This is a genomic window from Crocosphaera chwakensis CCY0110 (assembly GCF_000169335.1).
Lineage (GTDB): Bacteria > Cyanobacteriota > Cyanobacteriia > Cyanobacteriales > Microcystaceae > Crocosphaera > Crocosphaera chwakensis.
In genome coordinates, this window is record NZ_AAXW01000036.1 from 12481 (window position 1) to 37329 (window position 24849).

A 24849-nucleotide genomic window follows, 5' to 3' on the forward strand; every position below is an offset into this window, starting at 1 on the left:
TAAAAGACGGTTGATGATTTGATTGATTTACTAGCACAATAAAGGCTTATAAATATTTGTTTTTGTACCAGTTTCTCGCTTTATTCATCAGGGGTTTATTAACTTCATTCCAAGTTAATTTTGATGCTTCTAATTCCGCTACACTTTCTTTGTTGATATCCATAGAAATCCATTTCAAAAACTGTCCCATTTTCTTAATATCGTATTCGCCATTACAAGCTTCCGTTACCGCTTGTTGTAACCTAGCTTCAGTGACAAACAAATCAACCAATTCTTGAATATTACTAGCGACTTCAGCATTAATTTGAACGGGTTGTTTTTGTTTAACAGATTGATGTTTAATTCCTTTAGCTTTAAACATCAATTCTGTGTAGTTTTCTCTTTCAACGACATGATTAGCAACGGGATACATAACTAATCCTTCCCCAACCCCTTCGATACCAAACGTATCTTTCACCCAAGGATCAACTTCTTCCACTGATTCAACCATTTGATTAATAGTATCTGATGCCGTTTTTAATTGTTCCACATCACCAAAGTTGAGAGTAATCGGATCTCCGTAGAAAGGAAGAACAAAAATATCTTCATGTTCTGGTAAGAATTCTCGAATTTTTTCGGGTCGTATTTCTAACTTAGCAATTTCTCCATTAACCCCTCCATATTGCATCGCAAAGATCGCCCAAATTTTGCGATCAATTTGAGTTAATGCGACTCCTTTTTGAATACTCGAACCACACCATTCTCCATAGAGAGTGACATGATTATGATTCTTTAAAGCTGCGAAGTATTCTATGTTTTGATCTACCCAAGTGGCAAATCCCGCATTGTCAGATTTAGGGGTAATAATTTGGCTTCTTTTTTGGGCTGCAACTTTTCCGTCAGAGGTAATTTGTACTCCTGCATTTGTCCCGTGTAATTTAATTTTGGCATGATAGGTCACTTCCAATGTTTTGCCGAGAGCCTCTAAAGTACGCCGAACATTGTGTAATAATTCAATGCTTGTCCATTTAAGAAAAGTAATCTCTTGTTGGTCATTAGTAAGGGTTTTCTGACAGTAAATCTCGGAAAGATCCTTACCAACTTCCGCGTCTACTTTACCTCAAGCCATTCCATAAGAATAAACACCCCGTAGTTTACTTGGCTTGATTTTTGTCCCGTCTTTTAAGACTGAATCGACTAATGCAACGGCCACAATTTCACCCACTTGATAGACATTATCTAAGTTGGCTATGATTTGAATTTTTGATTTTCCTGGTACTTTCATCTGATAGATTCTGAGGGAATCAGCGTTAGGATGAGGTTCTGCTGCAATGGTTTCCATAACAATGACAGGCATAGCGATCAACCTCCTTGTATTATCTTGTATTACTTATCCTTGTTGTAACATAAAATAATACAAAAAGCAACTGTCCGAATCCATAATACTTTAAAATGCTCTCCCCTTCTCCCCACTCCCTGCTCCCTTGCCGCCCAAACAAGTTAGTTTCGATCTATTGAGATTGGTCTACCCAATTGAAAAATGCTGTAACACCGAACTTCTAACATCGAAATCATACTACATCAAACTTTTCCGAATAATTCCTGATATCTGTTCCACCAATAAAACCACGACAAAAATCACAATAATGGTCATAAAAGCTTCATCGTAACGTAACAACTGCATCGAGGTGGCTAACTCTACTCCGATACCCCCTGCACCTACTAAACCCAAAACCACCGCAGAACGCACAGATGCTTCCAAAGAATACAACGTAGAAGCCACAAAAGAAGGCATAGTTACAGGAAAAATTGCCCCAACTATAATACCCCATTGAGATGCACCCAACGCCCGTAACGCTTCGACTGGTTTGGGATCAATTTCTTCGATGCGTTCAGCAAAAAATTTACCACAAAAACCCATTACATCAACCATAATGGCTAAAATTCCGGCACCTGCACCCAAACCCACCACAACAATAAATAATAAACCCCACACCAGATCAGGAATGACTCGCAACAGGGTAATAAAACCGCGACTAAGGCTATATATTGCTCGATTAGGACTCGTATTTTTGGCAGCAAGTAACGATAAGGGTAAACTAAACAAAGCCCCAAAAACCGTCCCCACCAAGGCCATTTCAAAGGTTTCGATAGTGGCGGTAATAATACTAATGAGGCGATCTGGTTTAGGGGGAAACGCCTCGGCTAGAAATTCTCCCAAGCGAAAAATACCTTTATAAATTCTCTCTGGGGTTAGATCGCTAATATACAAACCATGTAAGAAAAAAGCGAAGAGTACACCTACCCCTAACCAGACAGTAAACGTCGGTTTACGGAAACGGGGAGGGGGTACAGTGGTTGATCGTTTGTGAGACGTATTTAATTTCATTATTATTAGGTTGAAATTTCCCGAATTCCTAACTCTGAACACCTAACTCCGAACTCAGGTTCATAAAGCATTGTTAAATCTCGATCCTGTAAATAATTTACTGTCGTATCCATTTGAATTTTGCCGTCTCGTAACCCAATAATACGATCGCCATATTCTCTAGCTAATGCCAGTTGATGCAGGGTACAAATAACAGTTAATCGTTGTTCTCTCACAATTGACCACAATAAATCCATTACCTCTTTCCCTGCTTGGGGATCAAGACTCGCAACGGGTTCATCCACTAGGATTAACTTGGGGTTTTGCATCAAAGTTCGAGCGATCGCCACTCTTTGCTGTTGTCCACCAGACAAGGTATCAGCCCTTTGTTGAGCAAAATGGGTTAAATTAACCCGATCTAGACATTCCATTGCTCTTTTTCGCTCTATTTCAGGGGCAGTAGCCGGAAACCAATAACGAGGGCTTGTGCTGCGTCCCAATGCGCCATGTAAGACGTTGTGAAAAGCCGATAAACTCCCCACGAGATGGAATTTTTGAAACACCATTCCTAGTTGCGATCGCATTTGTCGTAATTGTTGAGAATTAAGCTGAGATATTTGCCAATTCCCAATGCAAATATCCCCAGAGGTAGCCGTTTCTAAACCCAAGATACAGCGCAATAACGTCGATTTTCCCGAACCATTTGCCCCTAACAGGACAATTCCTTCCCCTGGTTGCGCCGAGAAACTAACCTGATCTAAGGCAGTTGTTCCGTTGAGATAAACTTTAGTCAGTCCGCTAATTTTCAGCGATAACATTTAAGTACCTAGACAAAAATAAACGTTACAGTGGAGATAAGGCAGGAGGCAGGAGGGAAGAAAGTTGAAGTAATCCCTTGCATAGCTATTGCCTAAACTCCTCTTAATTCCCAACAAATTCAGTAAAATCATTAACACCAATGGCTTGATAGGCTTCGCGGATAGGGTCATAATCAGAGTCTTTTGCTTCAACTAGAGTAGAACCCTTATATTTTTCGTTCGCAGAGACAGAGACAATAGCTGCAATTAACTGATCTTGGTTTTCCACCATGCGTTCTTTAATTTCTTCTACATATTCAGGCTTTAATTTATTACTGGCAATGAATACATCACTGGGTAAGAGATCACCTGTTTCAATAATGGGATACTCTTCTGATTTGAGGCTTTTGGCTTGCATAAAGCGATCGTAATCTAAGGCTGCGCCTCCCCAAGCTTCTACATCTTCGTTTCTGAATGCTTGTAAATCCGCATCCCCTAGCATTTTAATGTAAATATCTTTTTCTGGTTGTAATCCAGCATCAACGAGGATTTTGGTGGGGCCTAATTGTCCGCTAGTGGAACCGAGATCGGACATGGCGATTGTTTTGCCTTTGAGATCGTTTAGGGATTTAATCCCACTATTTTTATGGACTGCAATGACAGATCGATAGTTAGGACGAGTAATAGCAATAAACGGGACAGCCTCAGTTTTAGCCTGCATTACCACATATTCGGCTGGCCCTGTCAAGACAATATCGACTTGATCCGATTGTAAAGCGACGGCTGCTGCGGTGCGATCGGCAACAGGAAAGAATTCGATTTCTTTATTCAATGTTTCGGCTAATGCGTCACGGAAGGGTTCATAGTCCCGTTGCAGCTCTTCTAACCCCTGTACATCAGTTACCGCAAAACGCAATGTATCGGGTTCTCGGTTAGCGTTGGTAGAGGAATTAATAGACGCACCACTACAACCGACCAGAAATAATAATGAATATACTAAAAGATTGCGACGTTTCATTAATCAATAACCTGGACTTTTTACCTCAAAACATTTTATTAGTAAATGATATTGTTAGGGTTAAGTACAAATTATCATTAAGTTAAAATTGTTGCTTTTTTAATATTAAGTAGCTTACCTATGGTTAAAGGATAGGAGGGAAGGAAATCTCAAAGGAAACTATTTCTCCAGAAAAACGACTAACAGTATATTCAAAAAAATTTTCATCAGAATCTTTTACTAAACTGATAGATATTAATATAGGACTGTTTTTTTGTATATTGAGATATTGATTATCTTCCCGATTTGATAGACTTACTTCAACGATATTTTTGGTTCGATAAGGACTAATATTGTATCGATTTTTCAATAAGCTATAAATTGAATTGGTTTGGTAAACTGAACTTAATAAATTGGGACATTTTTTTTCAACAAAATAGGAGGTACTTAAGCATAAAGGAGTAATCTCTTTATCACTAATTTCTTCTGTAGAAAAAAAAGCGGAACGGAGGGTTTTGATTCTAAAAACAAGATCATTCTGAGTAATATTTAGACTATTTGCAATATTGAAAGGGGCTGGTATCAATTTAGAACTAATGATTTTCAAACAGGGTAAATATCCTATTTCTAGAAGATTTTGCGTAAAATTAGACCTATCATTAAGATGATAAGTTAGTTTATTCTCTTTAACAAAAGTACCACTACCCTGACGACGATAAACTAAATCCTTTTCCAATAAAATATCTATAGCTTGACGAATAGTTGAGCGATTAACTTTATACCTCTCTGCTAATTTTTTTTCGGAAGGCAATACTTCATTTGCCGTATATTTTTTTTGATTAATATCCTTAATTAAAATATCGGCTATTTTTTGATATAAGAAATACTTTTTATTCTGTTTCATAAATTATATAAAAAATTTTAATTCTTATAACAACAACCATAAATCTTAACACCATTGACCCATGTTTGAGTCACTTGGGGTAAGTTATTAACCATTTTTACCATAATTAAATCGGCTCTTTTTCCCACAGTAATCTCACCGCGATCGCACAAATTGAGTGCTTTTGCAGGATTAGCAGTGACAAGAGCGATCGCCTCTGGTAAAGTTAAATGGGCTAGGTTTGGCAGACGAAAAGCTGCGGTTAATAAGGTAGCAGGAGAGTAGTCAGAGCATAAACAACTAGCAACATTATTAGTAATAGCTTCAATAGCTTTCATCGAACCACTTTGGCTTTTTCCCCGTAAAATATTCGGTGCGCCAAAGATGGTATGTAAACCCATTTCAATTGCTTTTTTTGCAGTATGTAAATTCACAGGAAATTCACTGATTGTAATACCCAGATTTGTCATCGTTTCTATTCTTTCTTCTGTATCATCATCATGGGAAGCAATGGCTACATTATGGAAATGCGCTTTGGTAACAAGGATTTTAATTCTCTCTTGCGCTCCTTGTGCATTATCTAATTTTTTTGTCACCATTATGTCAGTTTCAGTCTCTGATTTTTTATAAGTATTTCTCAAATAATCTCGATAAGCTTGTAAATTTTTAAATTGTCCTTGTCCTGGGGTATGATCCATTAAAGAGAATAAATGAACACTATCTTCTTCTAGTAAATCTAAAAGAATTGGTAAGCTAGTTGGATCAGTAATTTCATAACGACAATGAACTCGATTATCAACTAAGGCAAACGGTTGATATTGATGAATTACTCGGACAATTTCTGCTGCCATTTCATTATTTCTTACCCCTAACTCTTCGTGAGCAAAAGAAATACTATGAAAGGGTGTAGTAATACCAGCGATCGCATTTTTTCGATCAATTTGAGCGATGGCAAAATCCAAAGGAAAAAATGTATTTGCTCTGGGTTCAATTTCTTTTTCTATGGCATCACAATGAGCATCAATCATCCCCGGCATTAAATATTGTCCGTGTAAATTAATTTCTGTTACATTACTAGGGGGATCAGGATTAATTGCTGTGATTACTCCATTTTCAACTAAAAGAGAAGCAGACTCTAAAACTTTATCTTTGAGAATAATTTGAGCATTTGTAAAATAAGTTTTCATCGTTTTTTAACTTTAATAAATAAGCCGATAAATTAGGTTGATTGATTAGTTTTTTTTAACTTAAAACTTTGCTGATAATCTGACCATTTTCAGAGGATAAATAAACCTCAAAATCAGCTAGTTGTGCCACTAAATTAGGATCATGGAGAATAATTAAAATTGCTGTTCCTGATGCTTTAATACGTTCGATAATTTTCATCACTCTTTCTGCTGAAGTTTTATCTAAACTTGCTGTGGGTTCATCTAACAGTAAAAGACGAGGAGAAAAAATCATCCCTCTGGCAATATTTACCCGTTGTTTTTCTCCCCCTGAAAACGTACTAGGAGACAAATTCCATAATCTTTCAGGGAGTTTAATTTCTGCTAAAAGATGTTTTGTTTTCTCCCTAGCTTCTTTTTGATCCATCCCTAAATCAAAAAGAGGTTTCGCTACTACATCTATGGTAGATTTTCTGGGCAAATAGTTCAGAAATTGGGTAACAAAACTAATGTCAGTTTTACGTAAACGCATCATTTCTTGTTCACTTACTGTAGCTAAATCTAGACATTCTTTGTCTTTAGTGTAATAAAAAATAGAGCCTTCACTGGCTAAATAAGTCCCATAAACACATTTTAAAATGCTTGATTTTCCTACACCAGACTCTCCTGTTATGGCAGTAATTTTTCCAGAAAATGCCTCAAGAAAAATATTTTCAGCCGAAGGAATAAATTTTTGCTGTTCATGGAGAAAAAAGGTTTTACTTAAATTCTCAATTTTTAAAACAAGATTATTACTCATAATTGACAATAATTAATAAAACAGATTTTAGATTAGCTAAAGAGCAGATGAAACTAATTGTTGAGTATATTGATGTTGAGGATCTTCTAATACTTGATCCGTCAAACCCGATTCAACAATTCGACCCTGTTTCATAATTAAAGTACGATGAGCTAACAATTTAATCACCCCTAAATCGTGAGAAACAACAATCATTGAAACGTTTAATTGTTGTTGCAATTGCAGAATTAAATCAAGAATACGCGCTTGTACCGATAAATCTAATCCTGTTGTTACCTCGTCTAAAAGTAGTAACGGGGGTTCGGTTGCTAAAGCACAAGCAATTTGTACCCGTTGCTGCATTCCTCCAGAAAATTGACTGGGTAATTGATCCATTCTTGCTAGAGGAAATTCTGTGCGATCCAATAATTCTCTAGCTTTCTGACGAATTTTGGCGTATTCAAAACAGTCATTCATCAATAATCTTTCAGCAATATTTCCACCAGCAGATACCTTAAAATTCAAGCCTAAATGGGGATTTTGATAGACCATACCCAGTTTATGATGGCGCAACCATCTTCCTTGAGCAGCATTGAGTTGAAATAGGTTATATTCTTCTCCTTCATCCCAAAAAATACCTTTTCCAGAGGTAGGTTTTTCATCAAAATAAAGCATTTTAACGAGGGTTGATTTACCACTCCCAGACTCCCCCATAATACCTAAAATTTCACCTGGATACAGATCAAAGTTGAGGTTATAAGTGGCGACGATACTGCCACAATGAGGACAAATATTTCTGTTATATTCTGCTCCTGTGGATGTCAAACATTGAGAGCAACCGTCACCATAAATTTTAGTTAATTTCCTAACTTCTAGTATTTTTTCCATAATGTTAAATTATTTTTAGTTTTACTAATCAATCTTTTTGCCTTTTGCCTTCCGCGTAGCGGCAGTAGTCACTATCAGAACATTGATAGATTTTTTCTCCTGTTTTGTGTTGTAATTCATCTAAAAAACTATCTGTTGAACCACAACGACTACAAGCGCGTCTGTTTCCCTTTTCATCGATAAAATCTTCAACTCGAAAACCGATATCTAGAAAGGTTAACGGTGCAGTTTGAGTATAGGGAGGAATGGCATAAATTTTCTTTTCTCTACCTGCACCAAAAAGATGTAAAACGGGGGAATTGTTTAATTTAGGCACATCAAACCGAGGAATAGGAGAAGGATCAATGACATAATGATGGTTAACGCAGGTAGGATAACGATGAGAAATAGTAATTTCCTTGAATTTGACCATATCTTCGTAGAGTTTGACCCACAAACGAGCGTAATCTCTTTCCCCGTGCATGATTTTTCGTTTTTCCTCGTTCGCTTCAACCACAATTAAAGGATCAGGATAAGGCACTTGTAACACCAGAATTTGTCCTTTTTTCAGAGGTATTTCCGGGATACGATGACGGGTTTGAATGATAGACGCTTCAACGGTTTTTTTAGTGAGATTCACACCCGGACAAGTTTGAGTGACAAATTTACGGATATTGACGGCGTTAACCGAGTTATCACTCCCTTGATCAATCACTTTGAGGGTATCTCCTGCACCCACCAAAGACAGGGTTATTTGTAGTCCTCCTGTCCCAAACCCTCTGGCCATCGGCATTTCCCGTGAAGCGTAAGGAACTTGATACCCAGGAATAGCAACCGCTTTGAGAAGACTACGACGAATTTCTTTTTTAGCATATTCATCAATAAACCCAAATTGATAGCCATAATTTTTTGTGCTGTTTAAGGTTTCTGTTGACATAAGTATCTAGATAAAAATAAACATTACAGTTCGGAGTTCGGAGTTGAATATTTTTTAACGATTAATTTTCTCTTCTGTTGGTTTAGTTTGTTTTTGTTGGGTAGTGCGGAGACGATCAAGATCGGATTGAAAGGTGACATAATGAGGCATTTTGTAGTGAGACGCAAAACCCATTGATTGCACACCATCAATATGCAATAAGACAAATTCGGGATCTTCGGAGGGGTTTTCGATACCTTGGTTTTGTCCTTTTTGTAAGGCACGATCTAAAATAGCCATTGCGATCGCCTTAACTTCGTTATGACCAAAACACGCACCATACCCTAACCCAAAGGTAGGTAAACTATCCTTGTCTTTACTGTTATACATCGCTACAATTTCGCATTCAGTCATCAATACCTCTCCCACTTCTTGTAAGTCTCCGGTGATGGGATGGGGTAACATAACCGGCAAATAACCCACCCTCAACTCTGCTACAGTGGGGTGTACATCGCCATAACCTCTCATATTAGAATAGGCGATCGCTAAAATTGACCCGGTTTCTGCTCTGGCCATGGTTGCTAATGCTGCTGAACGAGAAACGGGAAAAATTAAGGGTTCACGGGTAATATCAAAGGGTAATGTCGGTTTATTGATAACAGGAGGTAATAATCCTTCTGTGCGTAAACTTTCTAATACTTTGGGAAACGTAGTGGGTAATGCTTCATCGGGGATGTTTTTGAGCCAAGATTGAGCAATATTGCGAAATTCTTCGGGGGATTCATTTAATAAATTAAAACGGAATAATCTTTGTAAATAATCAGAAGTCGGCCCTAACATTTGTTCCCCTGGAATTTCCTTAAATGCGGCCGAAATACGACGAATTAATCTTAAATTTTCCCCATGATGGACAGGGGTTTCTCCTAAACGGGGTTTAGTAGAACGATAGGCTCGGAGATAAAAAGCTGCTTCAAGGATGTCTCCTGCGCTTTGTTTAATGGCTAGAGAGGCTAATTCGGGATGATATAAACCCCCTTCTGATAATACTCGACTGTGTAAAAAATGGAGTTGATTTTCGATAGTTTGAGCAGACAAAGGATCATTATTTTGATCATTAGTCCGCAATACATCTAATAGATTAATTGCTTCATTGATCGCCTCTTCTCCTCCTTGTATGGCTACATAACCCATAAATATATTCTCCAAAGAATGAACATTAATGATTAAAAGAAATGATAGTAGTGCGTGGTAAAGCTAACAATTGCTCAGTATCTACTAAAATTAAATCTACCCCTAAAGGAAAATTGCGATTCCATTGATTTCTCAGGGTAAACCAATGAGGATCAAATCCTTGTAAAAAAATGGTGTTACTATTCAGAATACCTGGCCCAGTTAAGTGTAATTTAAAATCTCCTTTTCCTATAGATTCTCCTTGTAAAATAAGGGTTGCTCCTTCTTCTGGATTTGATAAATCTCCTAAATTAATCTCGAAGTTATCTATAGGACGATTAAAAGCATTTTTAACAATATATTGAGCATTTGTTGTAGTATCTAAAGAACTTTGTAATAACAGGTGATCGCTTTGTTCTACTAAATTATCTTCGTCATTCCAAGTAACCGTTTGATCCAAAATTGTAGAAAGAATTGCCACTAAAACTGAATCGGGTCTTATCTCTTCTTTTAAACTAACAATTTCTCCAGGAAAACTAAAACAATGGAGGAGTTTACGAAATATTTTTTGTTGGGTTTGGGGTTGCCAAATTGAATTAATCTGTAGCATCATTTTCTCCCTGACTTAATAAGGAAAAGTTTACTTTTGTTTTAGCTAACATTGCCCCCCTAATCTGATTTTCTTCTGCTCTTTTTTTCATCCCTAATTCAATATAATGAGCAACTTTTTTCCAACCTGGAAGTTGATGAGCCATTACCGCGTCACAAACTGCTAAAGCAACTGCTAAATCTTCAGAATCTGTCATCACTTGTGCTGCTCCGTCATAACTTTCTCCTTGTTCATTAATTAGACTTAAATAAGCATGAGAAATAGGAATTTCTCCAAGATAATAGGGTTCATGGAATACTCCATCTTGCAGGGTTACAAGACTTAAGCCATTTTGGGGTAAAATTCGATATTTAATCTGCCAATTTTTGTTAATTTCTTCAGCTAAATTAGAGATAGTTTCTAGGGAATGAGCCGTCAAAGCTTTAACCCATAAAGAACGTTCATAAGTCATCATAAAACCTGCTTCCTTAACCAAGTTGATAAATAGTCGATGGCAACAATTGTAAAAAGAATAATTAACATTAAAGTAGCAGCTTTTTCATAGTTAAAAAATCTAAGATTTGTATTCAATTCCACACCGATACCACCAGCACCCACTAAACCTAATACAGTCGCCATACGAACATTACGATCAAAAATATAAAGGGTATAACCGATCGCCTCTTGTAAAATAGAAGGCCAAGCTGCATACAGAATTAATTGTAAAGTGTTTGTTCCAGTGGCACTTACCCCCTCATAAACTCCCTTATCGACTCTTTCCATACTTTCGGCTAAGAATTTCCCTAAAAACCCTGTCGTATGAATCCCTAAAGCCAGAAAACCAGGAAGCGGTCCTAAACCCAATGCTGCGACAAAAACTAAGGCTAATACTAAATCTGGCATGGCACGAAAAAAGTTTAAAATTTCTCTTGCTATTCGATAACTAAGGGGGTGAGGCGAGAGATTTTTAGCTGCTATGGGTGCTAAGAAAAAGCTTAAACTTAGAGCTAAAATTGTCCCCCAAAAAGCGATCGCGACTGTAATCATCATCAACCAAAGATATTTAGGAAACTCACTAAAATCTGGGCGAGTATAACGACTTAGATATTCGGTAATATTCTCACCGCTACGGAGTAATTCTCCAAACGGTAACTGTAAATAAACTAAACAAATAATCGTTAAAATTAACACAATTCCAAATATCAGAAGTGGCCAGTTAAACGGTTTGGGGGGTAAGCTATTCATCATTTAAAGTGCTAGTTGAGACTGCATGGGAGCAGGGAGAGGGGAGCGTGGGAGAAAAGTTTGAGCGTTTGTACTAAAAACTTGAATATCTGGTTTAAATGCACAACAACTTAACTTAGACATGATCATGTTTTCGTTTAAATAATATAGGAACGTAGTTGAGTTGAGAGATGATCTAAAATTGTCACCGTCAAATAAATTGCCAAAACAATTAAAATTAAACGACCATAATTAAATAAACGAATAGAAGAAATTAACTCATAACCAATGCCTCCAGCACCCACAAAACCCAGTACCGTCGCTGAACGAATATTGTTATCGAGAATATAAAGGGTTGTGCCGATAAAATCAGGCATTGCTTGGGGCAACATCGAAAAATGAACCTTTTGTAACCAATTTGCTCCCGTTGCTTGTACCCCTTCAATCATCCCTACGTCAACCACTTCAATGCTTTCAGCGAAGAATTTGCCCATAAATCCTGTTGTGACAAACGTAAGAGCTAAAATACCAGGGAATGGGCCTAATCCCAGGGCAGACACAAAGAGTAACGCCCAAACAATCTCAGGTAACGCCCTCATCAAACTGAGCAGGTTTCTCACAAGATGAAAAATAATGGGCAAAGGACTACTATTTCTGGCTGCTAATATTCCCAGTGGTAAGCTAAAACAACAAGAAAAGACGGTACTTAAAAAACCCATCGCAATGGTTTCAAGCAGTTTATGGGTAAGGGTTGGGACATAACGCCACTCAGGAACCGTCAATAAGTTAGATACAAAAGCGAAGAAATTATCAGTCGATTTAACGATGGTAAGAGGGTTAAATTCCACAAGGGGAGCCGTTACTAACAAAATGATGATGATAATGAGAACAAACAGAACTATTCCCAGAGACGGTAATCCATTTTGAGTCGGCCAATGTCTATGCCACAGCGATTTTTTCATGCTCTTTTTTGTCATAAATTGTCTCTAGAAGACTGTTATTGAGCAGATTAACGGGCTGATCATCAAAGATTACTTTCCCTTGTTTAATGCCAATAATGCGATCAGCAAACTGCATAGCCAAATTAACTTGATGTAAACTCGCTAATACCGTTACGCCATCTTCTTTGCAGATTTTAGAGAGAAGTCCCAAAATCTCTAAGCTTGTAGCAGGATCTAAACTAGCTACAGGTTCATCAGCAATAATGATCTGGGGTTTTTGTGCCAAAACACGGGCGATGGCTACCCGTTGTTGTTGCCCTCCCGATAAATTACTGGCTCTCTGCCAAACTTTATCCGTTAATTCAACCCTTTCTAACGCCCAATGAGCCAACTTATAATCTTGTTTGGTAAAAAGATAAAAAAGACTCTCCCACCAACGACGATAATAAGAACGCCCAATTAACACATTGGTCATAACATTAAGACGATTAACCAAATTAAATTGTTGGAAAATCATGCCCACTTTAGCGCGAATATGACGCAAATTTTGTGGGGTTAACTTCCGTTGATCAATGAAAATCTCGCCTTGGGAAGGGGTTTCTAAGCCGTTTACCATGCGTAACAGCGTAGATTTTCCTGCCCCCGAAGATCCGAGAATAACTGTAAACTCTCCTGGATTAATGGTTAAATCTGTCCTCTGGATTGCTCGAAAACCATTGTTAAACGTTTTCGTTACTCCTTTAAATTCAATGGTAGTCATGGAAAAATACTTATTTAAGAATTTCCTCTTTTTGTAAACCTAGCTGTTGCACAATATCCCGAATCACTTGATAGTCTTGGGCGCTTACTTCTTCATAACGAGCTAAAGTACCATAACCAGTGACTTCAATCTCATTATGAGCATTGAGAATAACCTCTTTTATCTTGGCTTTAGTTTCGGGATCTAAATCAGCACGATAGGTTAACGGGGAACCTGGAATGGGATCAGAGGTTTCTAAAATACGCAAATCATTATCTTTAATTAAGCCTTTTTCCAGCATCTTGTCGTGGGTAATATCGTTACTTCCGGCCGCTGCTACTGTCTTGTTTTTCACTGCCAACTGTGCTGCATCATGGGAACCGGCATAAGTAACTTTGCCAAAAAACTGATCAGGCATTTCTCCTGTACTTTTTTTGACCATATAGCTAGGCACTAACGATCCTGACGTGGAAGCCGGATCAACAAAAGCCACATCAAGACCTTTTAAATCAGCGATGGATTTAGCAGGAGAATCCGCCGGTACAAAAATCATACTTTGATAGGTAGAAGTCCCCCCTTCTTTGACTCCCACAGCAAAAGCCTCCGCTTCTGCTTCCTGTTCTGCTAAAACGTAAGAAAGGGGGCCAAACCAAGCAATATCAACGCGATCGCGTTTCATCGCTTCAATGACACCAGCATAGTCAGTGGCTTGAAAAACTTTAACCGGCATTCCAATTTTCTTTTCTAAATGAGCTCGCATCGGCTCAAATTTAGCCAGCATTTCTTCGTTGTCTTCTGCTGGAATCAATCCCATGATAATTTCAGACTTAGCTGGTGAAGATGCTACCTGAGAAGTGTTTTCAGAGGTTTGAGCGTTATTCGCACATCCTCCGAATAAAGGTAATAAAACAAATGCCCCCAACAGCAATTGACGACGTAACATAAATTTTCCTAGATTTAAGATTGAATGAACCACTAAGGTTAGTGTTTGAATAGCTCATCCATAGCTTAAGGAAGGAAAATTAAACCCATTTTAATTTTGGAATAAATTTTGATTATAAATTTGTTCGGACAAGTGACCTAAGTTGTTGGTTTTTTTATAGCATTATTTTCGGGGTATCGAACCCCTCAATTACCGCACTCTACATCCCCGCGTTCAGGTACGGCGTGGGGACTGTTAATTGATGGGTTGAACATAATACTAATACAAACCCCCGACTTAATCTTATCCTAACGTTTCGATAATAGCCTCTTCCTTACTATTGGTATGACGAGATGGGGTTTCCCGTTCAAATTTCATGTGGATAGAGCGAGTTTGCTGTCCATCGGCAGCGATCGCCACAATAGGATAATCGATGATTCCATCTTGAAATGACATTTGAAAGCGAAAAGTCCCGTCTGGGTTCACTTTAACGGGATGACCCCCAACTAGAACGGTTGCATCGGGTTCTGTGGCACCATAGACAATTAATTCAGCATCGGCCACTAACCAGAATTTCCGAGAACGAACCAACGCTTCAGAGGCAATACCAATACCCGACATGGTTAAACCGGATACGGTGGGGACTGTCCACCCCAGTCCTGACGGGAAAGATAAGGCACTTTCGGCTGATCCTCCTATCTGTTGCATCGCAGCAAAGGCCGATCCTGCGACTCTGGCCGCTTCTGCCACTTGCTCACTAACAGCAAACCTTGTTTGAACTGGGTTAGGAGGAAGCAAGGGTTCAATCACATTATCTTCTATTGCGTCCTCCCAGTTAACGGTGGCAAAAATATCTTCTATCCAGTCAGAGGGATACAGGGCTGGAACGTGCATTTTGGTAGAACGGGCTAAGACTAACCAACCCCCATCAACACTGCGATAACCAATATCTACAACGTAGTCGCGATCGCTTAAGGGAATAGGAATATACCATTCTTGGGTAAAATCATCACATAGATATTCTTGGACGCTATGAGGACTTTGATAATTGAGATCAATATCGCTAACATCATAAATACGTAGGGCTAATTGTTCTCCTCCTTTAGCTTTTAAAGCGTCTTTAGCTTGTTGGGAAACAGTCCAGTAAGCATAGGCCCATTGAGGATCGCGGGGTAAGAGAACGATGCGATTTCTTTGGTTACCCCCAGAAATATCCCCAAGTTCTTCATCAATGTCGGTTTCGTTTCTGGTGGTGCTTTTTTCTCGTCCCACCTCGAATTTAGAGGCTTCTACTTTTTGTGCCTCTTGAATACTAGACTCAACCTTAGCTTTGGGTTCAGTTTTGACGATGGAGGGAGTTTGTAACTGTATCGCTTGCTTAATGGCAATTAATAGTTGCGCTTTACGCATTCTGCTATAACGGGAGATGTTATATTCGCTGGCTACTTTTCGTAGTTGGCGTAAGGTCATCTCTTCTAATGGGGGCTGGCTTTCTGGTGCCATGAGATCACTCTCCGATAGTTTTTACGGTTAATTGCTCCTGGCATTAGGTCATCAGTCTTATTCATAAGGATGATCAATGACTTGATGGCTCTGAGGATTTGTGTTTTTAAACTGTTGGCTTAAATCTTATGTAACAAAACATAAGTCTCAACGGTCAAGGGGTGGTTTGACCAAAATATCAGGAATTTACGGATTGATAACCTTTTGGGGATCAATATGTTATGATTCCATGATATTTTGAGATTTGAGCGTCCCTTCGTTTTTGGCTATAAGGGAAACACCTTGAGCAATTGGGTTTTAAACCCTGATGTTAATTGGTTGGTTAGAGTTTTAAATCTCTATCCCATTGCTCCTTACACCCTGTTCATTGGTCGAATAGGGGTAAGCTAAACCAAAATTTTGCCCCTTGACCTGGTTCTGTAATGACCCCAATTTCTCCGCCATGAGCTTCAATAATTTTTCGGCAAAGATATAACCCTAATCCTAACCCTAAAGTCTGTTTAGCTTTGTTCCCTCTTTGATATCTTTCAAATAAGGTTGCTGCTAGTTCAGGGTTGATCCCCACCCCATTATCTTCTAAAATACAGCGAATTTTGTTGGGTTTTAAGTTTTCTTTTTCTGATTTTATTATATCTGCTTTTAGCTTTAATTCAATACCTGGATCATTATGTTTTAACGCATTAGCCATGAGATTTTCTAGAACACGCCAGAGGCGATCGCTATCTCCTTGAATCCTGGGCAAATCTTGAGCAATCTCTAGGACTAAAGTGGCTTGTTTTTCTGTCAACATCGGTTGCCATTCAGTGGCTAATTGCCGACTTAATTTTTCTAAGTTTAAAGGTTTAAGATTGAGGGTAACTCCTCCCATTTCAAATTGTTGGGTTTCTACCAAAGAATTAATTAAATTCAGTTGGCGATCACAACTTTTTGACATTTGTTCTAATACTTTTCTCGAAATTTCTATGGTATCTTTTTTTTGTTTTAAAAAGTTCTTCAAAATCATAGAAAACCCTAAAACAGGATTCCGTAGGTCATGAGAAACGGCATGAAGATAAATTCTTAAGGTTTGTTCTGTTTTCTCTCTTTCTTTTATTTCTTGCTGCAGTTGTTTTTTTTGCCTTTGTATGGTTAATTGATTTTCGATTCTTGCAATAACTTCTTCGGCTTGAAAGGGCTTCGTAATATAATCTACTCCTCCTAAGTCAAAGGCTTTAACTTTATCTAAAACATCATCTAACGCACTAATAAAAATAATGGGAATGTCTTGGGTTATTGGGTCATTTTTTAATTGTTGACATACTTCATAACCATTCATCGAGGGCATATTAATGTCTAACAAAATTAAATCCGCAGGAACTTGATGAATGGTATTTAAAGCAGTTTTTCCATTGAGAGCTTTACGGACTTTATAGCCTTGTTCTGATAACATCGCTGAAAGTAACCGTAAATTATCGGGAGTATCATCAACAACTAAGATATTACTGGAATCGGAGGTCATAGAGGGAGTTGGAAGTTGGGAGAGCAGGGGGATTTAGGGAGGTAGAGCAGAGAAATATTAATATTCTGACTAGACTTTTCACACTTCTCACACTCTTTATCGGAACTTTATAACATCATTTGATTGTCTTTTGAGTTAATTCGAGGACAGAATCAAAAAGGAAATTTTCTGACCATTCTTGAAGGACTACGGCTAAAGGTTGACTATCAGAAGGAATATGATTAATTAATTCGAGTATGCCATCGTCACTACATTCTAATGCTGCTTGATGTAGCTGTTCGATCCATTGTGGGGGCATTGTTTGCAGAAGTGTCTGTAATTTAGAAGTGGTTTCTGGGGTGATAACTCCACTGTGTTGAGAGGAGCCGTTTTGCTCATCTGAGTCTTCATAAATATATTCAACACCGAGATGCTCAGCGATTTTCTCCCATAACACATCTTCTCGGAAAGGTTTTCGCATAAAATCATCACATCCTGCTGATAGAACTAAATTCCGCTCTTCTTCAAAAGCACTGGCTGTTAAGGCAATAATAACTGTTTGTTGTCCTCTAGAAGTTGCTTTAATCCGTCGGGTGGCTTTATAACCATCAATAATGGGCATTCTCATATCCATCCAAATTAAGTGAGGTTGCCAATGTTCCCAAAGATCCAAAGCTTCTTGGCCATTACTCGCTTGACGAACATTAAAGCCCATCGAAGACAATAACTTAACTAATAGGATACGACTTTCTAAACGATCATCAACAGCCAAAATCCGATATTTTGGTTGACCGGGAACTAAACCAATCACTCGACGAGGGGCTTTATTAATTTTAATGGTATTCCCATGAACAATGGTAGCTTTAATGGTAAAGGTAAATAAACTACCTCGGCCTAATATACTACTAACACTGATTTCTCCCCCCATTAATTCCACAAACTTACGGCTGATAGGCAACCCTAACCCTGTCCCTTCATTAGAGTTACGACCGGTTTCTGTTTGTCCGAAGGCTTCAAAGAGTTGATCAACTTCTTCGATAGCAATTCCTGGCCCTGTGTCTTCGACTTCAAAGGTTAAGATAATGGCTTGATTATTCGGACTTTGTTGACTGGTTTTAATGCGTAGAATAACTCCACCTTCTTGAGTAAATTTAATGGCATTTCCTAGGAGGTTAATCAGAACTTGTCGCAGTTTTCCTTCATCGGTTTCTATATATTGAGGAAGGTCTGGATTTTTCTCAAAGAGGAGTTGTAAGTTTTTTTCTTCTGCTTTTAAATGCAGCATGGATTCTAGGTTATCAAGCAGGCGATAGAGATCGAATTGTGTTTTATTCAAGGTGGTTCGCCCTGCTTCTATTTTTGTCATCTCTAAGATGTCGTTGATTAACTCTAATAAATGTTCTCCACTGCGACCAATAATGTCTAAATTTTGTTTATGTTCTTCTTTTAAACTGTGATCTCTTTGCATCACTTGAGTAAAGCCTAATATGGCGTTTAAAGGGGTACGTAGTTCATGGCTCATACTGGCTAAAAATTCACTTTTAGCACGGTTGGCTGCATCCGCTTGTTCTTTGGCTCGTTTCAGGGCTTCTTCTGCTTGTTTTCGTTCTGTAATATCCCTAATAATTGCTGTGAAAATAGTTTTTCCTCGTAACTTTATTTTAGAAATAGAGACTTCTGCTAAAAATTCGGTGCCATCTTTTCGTTGTCCAAAAACGGGACGACGACCTCCCATTTGTCTTGCTGTTTCTGAAGTATTTTGAAAGGTTTGGATATGTTGATAGTGATCGTCAGTAAAGCGTGGCGGAATTAAAAGATTAAAGGGTTGACCTAATACTTCGTCGGAGATATAGCCAAAGATTTGTTCAGCAGCATGATTAAAGAGGGTTATTTTTTGTTGTTCATCAATGGAAATAATGGCTTCATTTGCATTATCTAAAATCCCTGCAAATCTCGCTTGAGACTCATTTTGCGCTTCTTCGGCAATGGCTCTTGCTTCGGCGATCGCCATTAATTCTCCGACTAATTTCAAGAGATTAACATCTTCTTTTGTCCACTTTTGATAGAGATTGGTATCGATGCCTAAATAGCCAACAGTTTGACCCCCTGCCATCATGGGAACGACTAATAAATTAGGACTCAAACTATTTTGATAAGCTTCTTTTTCTGCGGTAGCTTCTGGGGGAAAATCCTCTAAACGATTAATACAAATTGATTTCCCTTCTATGAGTTGTTTGGAAAACCAGGGAAAGACATCTAAGGAAATATTTTGAGAATCATGAATGGTTGAGGGAGTATATTCATTACACCATTCATGTAGCATACTCCAGGCTTTTTCTTCAGGAAAATAACGGATAATATAACTGCGATCGCATTTGGTAAATTTTCCTAGGGATTCTAATATAAAATTAACGGCAGTTGTTAAGTCTTGATCGATTAATTGTCTGGCAATATTACTCAGTAGCGCGTCTCTTTCTGCTTGTTTTTTGATGGCTTCTTCTTTTTGTTTGCGATCGGTAATATCTCGACTAATTCCAATAGTTCCCATTAGTTTACCTTCGGGACAACAAAAGGGAGTTTTTAAGGTATCTACTAGGCGACGTTTTCCATTAGGATAAGTGATCCATTCTTCGTTACGATGGGACTGTTTTTGCAGCATCATAAAGCGATCTTGTTCTCGAAATCCTAATGCTTCTTCGGGAGGAAATAGTTCAAAATCGCTTTTACCAATAATATCTTTTCTATCTCGTCCGGCAAAGGTTTCAAAGGCATTATTACACATTTTATAGACTCCTTTGGAGTCTTTGCAAAAAACAAGATCCGGAATACAATCTATTAATGAAGTTAAGAGAATTTGTTCATCTTTGCGATCGCTAATATCGGTATGAGAACCAGCCATTCTTACCAGGTTTCCAGTTGCATCCCACAAAGCTTTTCCCCTAGAAAGAATCCATTTGTAGTTACCATCTTGGCATTTTAAACGAAATTCTGCACTATAATGATCGGTTTTTTTAGCAAAGTGATCGGCTAAAATTTTCATCACTCTTTCTGTATCTTGGGGATGAAGTAATTTTTTCCATGTATTAATATGATTAGGTAATTCTTGATCACCATACCCTAACATTTCTTTCCAACGAGGGGAGAAAAACATTTCATCAGTTTTCAAATTCCAGTCCCAAATTCCTTCATTGGTTCCCTGTACCACTAACTGCCATCTTTCTTCATTTTCTCGTAAGGTTTCTTGCATAGTTAAAGCCACTTTTTGATCAGCTTTTAAGCGAATAATTTCTGCTTGCAAGTCTTGAATTAGTTTATCTTTTTCTCTCGTTTGGGAAGGATAATTGTTCATTGTCCCCTATCGTAGAATATTTATCTAAATTATAAAATCCATCCCTAGATTGATCAATTAATAATTAATAATTGTTTAATTAGGTTGACAAGGCACTCTTTTAATAGTGAAAATATGACCGATTAATAACTGATAACTGCTCACTGGTAACTATTTTAAGAATCCAATTGGGATAATTTTAATGCTCAGCAGTTACGTTATCCCAAGGAAGAGATTCTATGGTAATCATTGTGAGTTTATGTTAGAGTTAACGGCAGACTCACTTGACGGATCGTTACTGGAGTTAATAGACGCATCTACACTATTGAGAGACCAATGATACTCCACAGGAATATGGGTTTGTTGGCAAATAGCTTCAAGTTGTTTTTGTTGCGCTCTAGCTTTGCGTAGAGTAATGATAAGTTGCTGGACTTGTTTTTCTAGGTTAGGTTCTTCATAACTCATCATTAGGGTTTTGCGCTCTAGCAATTGTAGTAGTAATTCGTAATGAACAAGGGAAGGAAGAGGAAGAGATTTCATCAGAATTATTGGTAATAGAATAATTAACAGACTAAGATTAGGTCTTACTTCTACCATAAACGATGAAAGGTAATAAAAAGCTAAAATTTATCTCTAGCTTTATTCTTTCAGAATAGACCTATAGCAATATGATGATTAAAGTCGAAAAATTGTTCCGTTTCTGGCAATATTAACTCTGTTTCTATTGTATCAGTTTCTTGAGGGAATTTTATTTTCTAAAATTATTCTAAATTCCTGTAATTGTTCTTTATTAGCAAATGCTCTTTTCGGAATTATTCTGTACACAAATTTTCCTTCCTAAATATCCTAAATAATAAAATAATTGTTGGTTTCTAAGAATTTGCTGAAAGATTGCCATTAGATTGTTCCTTCAAATAGTTCTCCTTTAATGCAAAAATAGTTTTCTGTAGCTTTAATTTTCACTAATTGACCAAGGAAATTGCTTTGCTTTTTCCAATTTAATTTAAGAATAAACTTGTTGAATAAACTCAGTTTTGGATTAAGAATTATTCCTAAAAATAAAAACAAGAATGCTATTAAAATATTGCCCCACAAGATACCTAATAAAATTAATGCAATTCTTAAAAACTAGCGAAAATAATAGGATTTTTTTAAGCTTTTAAGATAAGCTTGATTGGCTTTTTGATAGTCTTGCAAATTTAATCTGAATTCAAATTTCATAGAAGTTCATAGATTAAATACACTAAATTAAACGCCAAATAACTGAGAAATAGCTTGTTGAGGATCAGGCTGTTTTACTAAAGATTCTCCAATCAATACAGCATTTGCTCCCGCATCTTTAACAGTTTGTAAATCTTGGGGGGTATGAATACCTGATTCGCTTACAACGTGAATTCCAAGCTCTTTTATTTTATCTTCACGAGCTTCTAATAGTTGCTGAGTCGTTTTTAAACTGACTTCAAAAGTTTCTAAATTACGGTTATTAATACCAATTAAAGAAACCCCTTCAATGGCTAAAACCCGATCCATTTCTTCTAAGGAATGAACTTCAACTAAAGGAGTCATCCCCAAAGCACGAATAATTTTGATGAAATATTGTAAGTCTGAATCTTTGAGAATAGCAGCAATCAAAAGAATCGCATCGGCCCCTTTAACCCTTGCTAAATAAACTTGATAAGGATAAATAATAAACTCTTTGCACAATAGGGGAATATCTACTGCTTGACGGACTAACGCTAAATTATCAAAACTGCCTTGGAAAAATTTACTATCGGTTAGTACCGATAAACAACTTGCTCCTCCGTTAACATAAGCTTGGGCAATAGCTACCGGATCAAAATCTTCTCGAATCACTCCCTTAGACGGAGAGGCTTTTTTGACTTCTGCAATTAAAGCCGGTTGGGTTTTTCCTTGAGCAATGGCCCCTAAAAAATCTTTAGCTGGTGACGCATTTCTCTCTTGTTTTCGTAAGTCTAACAAAGAAAGGCGATCGCGCATTCGTTCAATTTCTTTTTCTTTGTGCCAAACGATTTCTTCTAGGATATGTTGGGCTTGTCCATTGGGGTCGGGAACTTGGTAACGTAAAATATCGACTTCTACTGCAGGATTGGGGGGTCGTCTTCTGATTTGCATTCGTTTTGTTAAGAAACTTTAAGAAATTGCTTAGGATGTTCTGTAATCTAGGATATTGTATCCATAATTCCCGTACCTTTACCAGAGTTATTAGGAAGTTTACCGTGAATCTGGTGAGGGAACCTACGGAGAATTGTGGCTAAGATAAAAAAAAAGATTTTCTATATAATCTCATAGTATCCCTAACTTTAGATTAAAGATTACGTTAATCATCAACTTATGAATAGCATTAAAGAAAAAATCCAATCCATCTTGAATCAATTACCAGATGATTGTTCAATTGAAGATATCCAGTATCATTTGTATGTTCTCGAAAAAATCCGTCAAGGATTACAGGTCGCTGAACGCGAACCCATATTACAACAAGAGGAAGTCGAGGGACTACTAAGTAAATGGCTTATCGAGTGATTTGGTCTTCTAAAGCAGTAGAAGATGTTGATTCCATTGCGACCTATATCGCCCGTGATTCTCCTTCCTACGCTGCTGCAGTAGTACGCCAGATTTTGGATGCTACGAATCAGTTGGAGGATAATCCGTTAACAGGAGAGTTGATTACCGAAGGGGATAATACGACCTTTCGAGATCAACCGGCTTATACTTACCGTGTAATCTATCAAGTGAATGGTGATACGGTAAAGGTAGTGGCGGTGGTCCATACTAAACGGTTATTAGGTCTCAATGAATGATGGAAGATCAAGACATTCACGATTTAATTGAAGGAGTCGAAAGGGCCGATTCTGCGGTGGGGTTACTCATGGCGGTTCGGTCTTTGGCTTCTAGTGGCCACAAAAAGGCGATCCCAGTGTTAATAGAAGCGTTGGGCTACAATAATCCTGGGGCTGCAGTGGCCGCAGTAGAAGGTTTGATTAATCTTGGCGATGTCAGTGTTCCTTATCTCCTACAGCAGATTGATGGCTATAATTACGGGGCTAGGGCCTGGGCAACTCGCGCTTTGGCGGGTATTGGTCATCCTTCGGCCTTAGACCATCTCCAAGAGGCAGCGTTAACGGATTTTTCCATGAGTGTGCGCCGTTCGGCTGCGAAAGGACTAGGTTATATCGGATGGTCTAAATTATCAGGTTCGGAGGCTTTTGACGGGCAAAAACAGGCAACTGAGACATTATTTAAGGTATTAGAAGACCCTGAATGGGTGGTGCGTTACGCTGCGGTGGTGGGATTACAAAATTTGGCGATTTCTTTGGATAAGGAAAGTTTAGTTAATTCTATTGTTGAACGGTTAGAAAAGCAGTTAGAAATTGAGGAAGAATCAGGGGTTTGTGCGCGGGTTCAGTTGGCTTTACAAGAGGTAGAAGGGAGTCAGGAGTCAGGAGTCAGGAGTCAGGAGTAAGACACTTTTACACACGATATATTAATACTATTTATTCTTTTTACCATCTCCACTTGAATGAATTGGATTATGGTAAGTATTTTCAGTTTGTTCACTAGGTAAGTGTTGTAAACAGTATCTACTGCCTTCAACACGAGTGTTTTTACAGTTGTTTTGACTACATTCTGCCATTGTTTATAAATTCATAAGATTACATATTATTATATCTATAAAAAATATTGAGGAAATTGTTACAAAAGATACGATAATTAATCCACATAATAACCAAATTTGACTACATTTTAGTTGTTGCGCTTTCAGTTCACACGCATTACTATAACTCTTAATACTAGGTTCCCAAATACTAATTTTATTTCTAATATTAATTAGAGACTGTTGAAAAATGTCTTGTTCAGTTGTTAAATCTTCTCTGTTTATAAATTTTAATGTGTCATTTGTAAGCTCTCGATAACCACTACCAATAGGAGAACTTGTAACTTCTCTAGTCAATAAAACAGCAATAGAACAAGTAACAGATAAAGCTAAGCAAATAATAGCACCAGCTAAAAATAAATTTATTTGAGGTGGTAAACTCTTGTTTACTTCTTTAACTAAATTGCCTGAAGCTGTGATAAAAATGCCAGATGCTACAATCGTTATCTGTGCTTTTGTGTCTAAGTTTCGGTAAAGTTCAACTAACTCTTTTTGTTCAGCTTCGTATCTTGCTAAAACTTCTTTTAATAAT

The 24849-nt window shown here is 37.7% G+C and carries 25 protein-coding genes; 3 read left to right on the forward strand and 22 right to left on the reverse strand.

From position 1 onward, the window contains the following. Positions 1–46 precede the first annotated feature (46 nt). The 22 genes from CY0110_RS18610 to trpC all read right to left on the reverse strand — a co-directional run bounded on the left by CY0110_RS18610 (position 47) and on the right by trpC (position 22777). Entirely contained in the window at positions 47–940 is an 894-nt protein-coding gene (locus tag CY0110_RS18610) for an RNA ligase family protein (protein ID WP_198139203.1), read from the reverse strand. A gap of 159 nt (positions 941–1099) precedes the next feature. Continuing rightward, complete coding sequence (locus CY0110_RS30465) at positions 1100–1336, reverse strand: hypothetical protein (RefSeq protein WP_008277068.1); 237 nt, start codon at positions 1334–1336, stop codon at positions 1100–1102. Positions 1337–1555: 219 nt separating this feature from the next. Beyond that, a complete protein-coding gene (gene phnE / locus CY0110_RS18615) occupies positions 1556–2368 on the reverse strand; it encodes a phosphonate ABC transporter, permease protein PhnE (RefSeq protein WP_008277069.1) in 813 nt (270 codons plus the stop codon). A gap of 5 nt (positions 2369–2373) precedes the next feature. Further along, positions 2374–3165 carry a phosphonate ABC transporter ATP-binding protein gene (gene phnC / locus CY0110_RS18620; protein ID WP_008277070.1) on the reverse strand — a complete coding sequence of 264 codons (792 nt, stop codon included), beginning with the start codon at positions 3163–3165 and terminating at the stop codon, positions 2374–2376. 103 nt (positions 3166–3268) lie between these two features. Continuing rightward, positions 3269–4162: a phosphate/phosphite/phosphonate ABC transporter substrate-binding protein gene (locus CY0110_RS18625; RefSeq protein ID WP_008277071.1), complete on the reverse strand. Its 894-nt coding sequence runs from the start codon at positions 4160–4162 to the stop codon at positions 3269–3271. Positions 4163–4286: 124 nt separating this feature from the next. After that, a complete protein-coding gene (gene phnF, locus CY0110_RS18630) occupies positions 4287–5045 on the reverse strand; it encodes a phosphonate metabolism transcriptional regulator PhnF (RefSeq protein WP_008277072.1) in 759 nt (252 codons plus the stop codon). Positions 5046–5062: 17 nt separating this feature from the next. Beyond that, positions 5063–6211, reverse strand: a complete 1149-nt coding sequence (locus tag CY0110_RS18635) for an alpha-D-ribose 1-methylphosphonate 5-triphosphate diphosphatase (protein WP_008277073.1) — start codon at positions 6209–6211, stop codon at positions 5063–5065. A 55-nt stretch (positions 6212–6266) separates the two neighbouring features. After that, complete coding sequence (phnL, locus tag CY0110_RS18640; RefSeq protein ID WP_008277074.1) at positions 6267–6989, reverse strand: phosphonate C-P lyase system protein PhnL; 723 nt, start codon at positions 6987–6989, stop codon at positions 6267–6269. 36 nt (positions 6990–7025) lie between these two features. Beyond that, entirely contained in the window at positions 7026–7856 is an 831-nt protein-coding gene (locus CY0110_RS18645) for an ATP-binding cassette domain-containing protein (RefSeq protein WP_008277075.1), read from the reverse strand. A 28-nt stretch (positions 7857–7884) separates the two neighbouring features. After that, positions 7885–8772 (reverse strand): alpha-D-ribose 1-methylphosphonate 5-phosphate C-P-lyase PhnJ, encoded by an 888-nt coding sequence (locus CY0110_RS18650; protein ID WP_008277076.1) that lies wholly within the window; start codon positions 8770–8772, stop codon positions 7885–7887. A gap of 54 nt (positions 8773–8826) precedes the next feature. Next, on the reverse strand, positions 8827–9942 hold the full coding sequence (locus CY0110_RS18655; RefSeq protein ID WP_008277077.1) for a carbon-phosphorus lyase complex subunit PhnI: 1116 nt from the start codon (positions 9940–9942) through the stop codon (positions 8827–8829). A gap of 25 nt (positions 9943–9967) precedes the next feature. Further along, complete coding sequence (gene phnH / locus CY0110_RS18660; protein WP_232285752.1) at positions 9968–10534, reverse strand: phosphonate C-P lyase system protein PhnH; 567 nt, start codon at positions 10532–10534, stop codon at positions 9968–9970. Then, a complete protein-coding gene (phnG, locus tag CY0110_RS18665; RefSeq protein ID WP_008277079.1) occupies positions 10518–10985 on the reverse strand; it encodes a phosphonate C-P lyase system protein PhnG in 468 nt (155 codons plus the stop codon). Before phnG ends, phnH begins: the two co-directional genes overlap by 17 nt. Further along, a complete protein-coding gene (phnE, locus tag CY0110_RS18670) occupies positions 10982–11758 on the reverse strand; it encodes a phosphonate ABC transporter, permease protein PhnE (protein ID WP_035799973.1) in 777 nt (258 codons plus the stop codon). The genes phnG and phnE (CY0110_RS18670) overlap by 4 nt, the downstream gene beginning before the upstream one ends. Before the next feature lie 134 nt (positions 11759–11892). Beyond that, positions 11893–12696, reverse strand: a complete 804-nt coding sequence (gene phnE, locus CY0110_RS18675; protein ID WP_008277081.1) for a phosphonate ABC transporter, permease protein PhnE — start codon at positions 12694–12696, stop codon at positions 11893–11895. Beyond that, positions 12674–13435, reverse strand: a complete 762-nt coding sequence (phnC, locus tag CY0110_RS18680) for a phosphonate ABC transporter ATP-binding protein (RefSeq protein ID WP_008277082.1) — start codon at positions 13433–13435, stop codon at positions 12674–12676. The genes phnE (CY0110_RS18675) and phnC (CY0110_RS18680) overlap by 23 nt, the downstream gene beginning before the upstream one ends. Positions 13436–13445: 10 nt before the next feature. After that, positions 13446–14357 (reverse strand): phosphonate ABC transporter substrate-binding protein, encoded by a 912-nt coding sequence (gene phnD, locus CY0110_RS18685; protein WP_008277083.1) that lies wholly within the window; start codon positions 14355–14357, stop codon positions 13446–13448. A gap of 282 nt (positions 14358–14639) precedes the next feature. Next, the gene (locus tag CY0110_RS18690; protein ID WP_008277084.1) at positions 14640–15839 is read right to left on the reverse strand and encodes a DUF4912 domain-containing protein; all 1200 of its coding nucleotides are present in this window, start codon (positions 15837–15839) and stop codon (positions 14640–14642) included. A gap of 364 nt (positions 15840–16203) precedes the next feature. Beyond that, on the reverse strand, positions 16204–17337 hold the full coding sequence (locus CY0110_RS18695) for a hybrid sensor histidine kinase/response regulator (protein ID WP_008277085.1): 1134 nt from the start codon (positions 17335–17337) through the stop codon (positions 16204–16206). 115 nt (positions 17338–17452) lie between these two features. After that, positions 17453–20665, reverse strand: a complete 3213-nt coding sequence (locus CY0110_RS18700) for a PAS domain S-box protein (protein WP_008277086.1) — start codon at positions 20663–20665, stop codon at positions 17453–17455. A 225-nt stretch (positions 20666–20890) separates the two neighbouring features. After that, complete coding sequence (locus CY0110_RS18705) at positions 20891–21184, reverse strand: DUF5340 domain-containing protein (protein ID WP_008277087.1); 294 nt, start codon at positions 21182–21184, stop codon at positions 20891–20893. A gap of 708 nt (positions 21185–21892) precedes the next feature. Next, positions 21893–22777: an indole-3-glycerol phosphate synthase TrpC gene (gene trpC, locus CY0110_RS18715; RefSeq protein ID WP_008277088.1), complete on the reverse strand. Its 885-nt coding sequence runs from the start codon at positions 22775–22777 to the stop codon at positions 21893–21895. Between the two features lie 219 nt (positions 22778–22996). On the opposite strand from trpC, the gene CY0110_RS18720 reads away from it, so the two are divergent. The 3 genes from CY0110_RS18720 to CY0110_RS18730 are packed head-to-tail and all read left to right on the forward strand — an operon-like array spanning position 22997 to position 24125. Further along, the gene (locus CY0110_RS18720; RefSeq protein ID WP_008277089.1) at positions 22997–23185 is read left to right on the forward strand and encodes a hypothetical protein; all 189 of its coding nucleotides are present in this window, start codon (positions 22997–22999) and stop codon (positions 23183–23185) included. After that, positions 23170–23463: a type II toxin-antitoxin system RelE/ParE family toxin gene (locus tag CY0110_RS18725; protein ID WP_008277090.1), complete on the forward strand. Its 294-nt coding sequence runs from the start codon at positions 23170–23172 to the stop codon at positions 23461–23463. Before CY0110_RS18720 ends, CY0110_RS18725 begins: the two co-directional genes overlap by 16 nt. Beyond that, positions 23463–24125 (forward strand): HEAT repeat domain-containing protein, encoded by a 663-nt coding sequence (locus CY0110_RS18730; RefSeq protein ID WP_008277091.1) that lies wholly within the window; start codon positions 23463–23465, stop codon positions 24123–24125. Before CY0110_RS18725 ends, CY0110_RS18730 begins: the two co-directional genes overlap by 1 nt. The last annotated feature ends 724 nt before the right edge of the window (positions 24126–24849 follow it).